Raw genomic sequence first — 4,560 nt, 5'->3', positions numbered from 1 at the left:
TATCTGCTGGGTGATTTGAGCCCCAGCGACTTCCTGGCCGGTGAGCAGACCATCGCAGCCAGCTACACGGCAACAGCCACCGTTGAAGGAGTAACCTTCAGCCTAGCCGGAACTCTCAAGTTCAAGATGGCCGAGATTTTTACTATATACAACAGCATGGAATTAGAACACGATTACAACAATGTCACTATTGCCGGCAGCGAAATAGAAGTAGACCTGGGCGGATATACCGCCCAGGTTCTCACCGTAACCGGTAATGATGTAACTTTGAAGAACGGCACCATCATTGATTTAACCATTGCCGAGGGTGTTGAGAATGTCACATTAGAAGACATAAAGGACAACGAAGCTGGAACATGGATCTTTGCCGGCGGTGGTAGCGGCTCAATCGTCTTAAGGGGTAGTACAGCGCCAAAAGGCACTGTTGTTATTACCTCCCCCACACCAATAGAGATTCGTTCTGAATCAGGGGAATCAGAAATTAGTGGTAACGTTATCATCGAAACGGTAGCACGGGTAATAATAGACACTCCTGTGCAAGGCGATATAGAAGTGCGGGCAGCTAGTGAGTCTATTACAGTTAAGAGACCAGTAAAGAAAATTACTGCCTTCTTCAAAACCTGCATTAGGATTGACCATCGCCTATCCCAGAGTGAACGACCAAAATTGGAAAAACCAGCAGCTGTTGTTGCCTCTGCAGTGCTCATAGATGATGATGAGGATGAAATTGAAAATGTTGAGTTTGAAGATAACGAAGACCTTTCTCAGCCGGAGGCTATTATTGTCAGCATCGAAAAGATAATTGTGGAGGTAAAACCAGGTGATCCATATAGCTTACCTGCACAAGTAGAGGTAATTTACAGCGATGGCACGCTGGGATACAAGGCAGTAGCCTGGAGTCCAACTACTGTTGACACAAGCGAGAAAGGTACATTCACTTTTGTTGGTACAGTGGAAGATTATGCCGGTATTGCCCAGCTAATCTTGCGAGTGAAGGCAGACGAAACCTTCTATGATCTCACATATACCGCTGGAGAAAATGGAAGCATCCAAGGAGATACGAATCAGTCTGTAAAACACGGGGAAAGTGGATCGCAAGTTGAAGCTAAAGCAGCTATAAATTACCATTTCGTAAAATGGAGCGATGGCTCTACTGATAATCCCCGTATTGATACTAACATTACGGCGGATGTCGATGTACAAGCACTGTTTGCCATTGATAAATATACTGTGATCTTTCTTGATTGGGATGGTGAAACTCTAGCTAAGGAAAGAATTCCCCATGGAGGTTCTGCTACAGCGCCGACTGTTCCCGAAAAGGAAGGATACACTTTCACTGGCTGGGATAAAGAATTTGATAAGGTGACCAGTGATCTCACCGTTACGGCCTTATATGATTATGATGAATTAATGATACTGGGTGAGATGATAGCTGAAGCCGATGAAAGAGCTAGACCCGGCTATACTTTTGTTGCCGACACCCATACAGAACAAGATTGGGATCAATATTGGGGAGACTTTGAAGGGGCATTAAATGCGGCAAAACAAACACAAGGCAACCTTATCGAAAAGCATCCTTTGACGGAGGAGGACGAAGGCGTAGTCGCAACGGCTATACAAGACTTACAAAGAGCTGTAGAAATACTCGATGGTATAGAAGATTTTGATGACGCCCTTGGTGATCGAGAGGATCCCAAGGGATTGGTCGAAACCGTTTATGATTGTTCCCTTAGGCCTTTAGGGGATTTCCCGGCCGGCCGTATGAGATGCTACTACGAAAAGGATACAGCCAATGTTTACTGGATGCTATCGGAGTACGTCAAGGAGCAAGATTTGTATGACGGTACCCGGGGAACAGGTATGAATCCGGGCCTTCAGAATGTAATGCTATCAGATTCCATCACAAAGCTAAGATCAGGTTCGCGCACAGTAAACATTTACAAGGAAGATGGTACCAGGCGAACTAAGAAGGAACTGGAAGGTGAAGGTATAAAACTTGCCATAAGCTGGCTTAAAGAAAATGGGATAGATGATTGGTACTATTATGGCATGGTGGGCTTGGTGATAGATTGCGAACTCATCGGCGAAACCAGTGATGGCACCGAATTTGAAAGAACATATACCTTCCATTTTATTGACGGCGGTGTCCATTTATTTGACTCCAATTATAGATACTGTGTAATTGATGGAGTTGTCCGCATATCCGGCCATAATGTTCTAACCTACAGTGCTGAGGAAAACGGTACGGTTGAAGGTGGACTTGAGCAAATAGTGGAGCATGGAGAAGATGGCGCTCCCGTTACGGCTGTACCCAATCCAGGCTATCACTTCGTAAAATGGAGCGATGGTTCTACAGAGAACCCCCGTACTGATACCAATGTAACGGGATATATTTCAGTAACAGCGGAATTTGCCGCTGATGGATATACCGTAACCTTTGATGCCCAGGAGGGAACAGTTGAACCAGAAACAAAACAAGTGACCTATGATTCTGCCTATGGTGATCTGCCGACACCAGATAGAATTGGTTACAGTTTCATCGGTTGGTTTACGGATGAAACTGGGGGCACTGAAGTTGAAGCAGACACAACTGTGGCTGAGACTTCCAATCACAGCCTTTACGCGAGGTGGTTACCGAACGAGGATACCGCTTACAAAATTGAGCATTACCAACAGGGTGTAGACGGAGACGGCTACGCCCTCAGAGATACAGAGGAGAAAACGGGGCCCACTGGTAAAAATGTTGAAGCTCAGGCCAAAGATTACCCGGGCTTTACCGAGAATACTAATCATGAAAGCCGAGTGGCTAGTGGCGACATTGCTGCAGACGGTAGCCTGGTATTGAAACTTTATTATGATCGAGAAACCTACACCGTGAGCTTTAATTCCAATGGTGGCGGCGATGTTGCTGATATTACCGATATCCGTTACGAGGCGACTATCACAGCGCCGACAGCACCTGAAAAACAAGGTTACACTTTTGGCGGCTGGTTTAAGGAAGCTGACCTGAACAACGAGTGGATATTTGCCAGCGATCAGGTAATGGAGGCCACCACCCTTTACGCCAAGTGGAATGCCAACACCGGTACCGCTTACAAGGTAGAACATTACCAGCAGGATGTAACCGGTGACGGGTACACTCTGGTTGAAGATGATACCGAAAGCCTGACCGGCACCACCGCTGAGACTGCTACAGCATCAGCCAAGGATTACACCGGCTTTAGTGAAAACGAGAATCATAGCAGCCGGATTGCCAGTGGCGCTATTGCAGCCGATGGTGGTTTAGTGCTGAGGCTCTATTATGACCGGGATACCTTCACCGTGAATTTTGAGTCCAATGGCGGCGACGATGTTGCTTCCATTGGAAACGTCCGTTACGAGGCTACCATCACAGAGCCGACGGCACCTGAAAAGCAAGGCTACAGTTTTGCTGGCTGGTTCAAGGAAGCTGACCTGAACAATGAGTGGATATTTGCCAGCGATCAAGTAAAGGCCGACACTACCCTTTACGCCAAATGGGAGCCGACAGCAGTCACCTGCGTTGAAATACTAATTGCTGCTTTACCTGATGCGTCAACCCTAAATCTTGATGATTTGGATGATGTAGAGGCGGCGGAGGCAGCCTATAACAACCTATCAACAGAAGAACAAGGGGAAGTTAGTTCTGCGGATGTCAACAAGCTTAACGCTGCTACGAATGAGATTGAGCAGTTGGTACTAAAAGATGTGGATAGAAGGTTTAATGAAGCAAAAGAAGACCTTCTCTATGAAGACACCGGGATCGAAAGAGTTGAATATGTGAACCGCACAGCTACATTTTTTATTGACGATCCTTATGAAAAAGTGTTTGCCTTTGTTAGCAGTGGGGTAACAGATGTATTCGAAGCAATGTTCCAAGATGTTTCGTGGATGAAGTTGAATAACAACCATTGCTACGAATTAGAAGGTGATTATTTTGGAGGACTTGAAGCTGGGGCCCGCCTGGTACTCGTGCTATTGGGACATGATGAATATATTGAGAACCCATTTGAACATACTTCAGAATTAATGAACCTAAACATGTCCGATTTGCAAGGGAAACAGGTAGATATACAACTGGCGATTAAGCCCGGCATTAAAGACTATATTGGCTCCTACGTCGTTGAATTTAAAGGAATAGACTGCACCGTAAATATAACTGCTCATGAAGGAGGAGTAACCGGCGGCGGTACTTATGAAATTGGTAGCGAAGTTGAAATCACGGTAACGCCTCCGGAAGGCAAAGAGATTGATACCTTTAGTATTGATGGTGTGAATAAGCTACCCGATTTAGATGATAACAAATACACCTTTTCCATTAAATCAGACGTTACGGTTAAAGTGACTTATGCGGCAAAGAAATATATTGTAACCTTCAAGGATTGGGATGATACCGTTTTAGTTTCAAGAACAGTGAAACATGGCCAGGATGCAACTGCTCCAGATGTTCCTGCAAGGACCGGCTACACCTTTACCGGTTGGGATAAAACGTTTACTAATGTTACCGAGGATCTAACCGTTACGGCTCAATACAGCATCAAC

At 45.6% G+C, this 4,560-nt stretch carries 1 protein-coding gene; it reads left to right on the top strand.

Annotation, left to right across the window (positions count from 1 at the left end; all coding sequences use genetic code 11):
- Nucleotides 1-15: 15 nt before the first annotated feature.
- Nucleotides 16-4,560, top strand: a 4,545-nt coding sequence (locus tag LHW48_00835) for an InlB B-repeat-containing protein (protein ID MCB5259007.1), incomplete at its 3' end; no start/stop codon positions are given.

It is taken from the genome of Candidatus Cloacimonadota bacterium (assembly GCA_020532355.1).
Lineage (GTDB): Bacteria > Cloacimonadota > Cloacimonadia > Cloacimonadales > Cloacimonadaceae > UBA5456.
The sequence above is the reverse complement of the archived record's forward strand: the minus strand, read 5'-3'. Positions and strand labels throughout refer to the sequence as shown.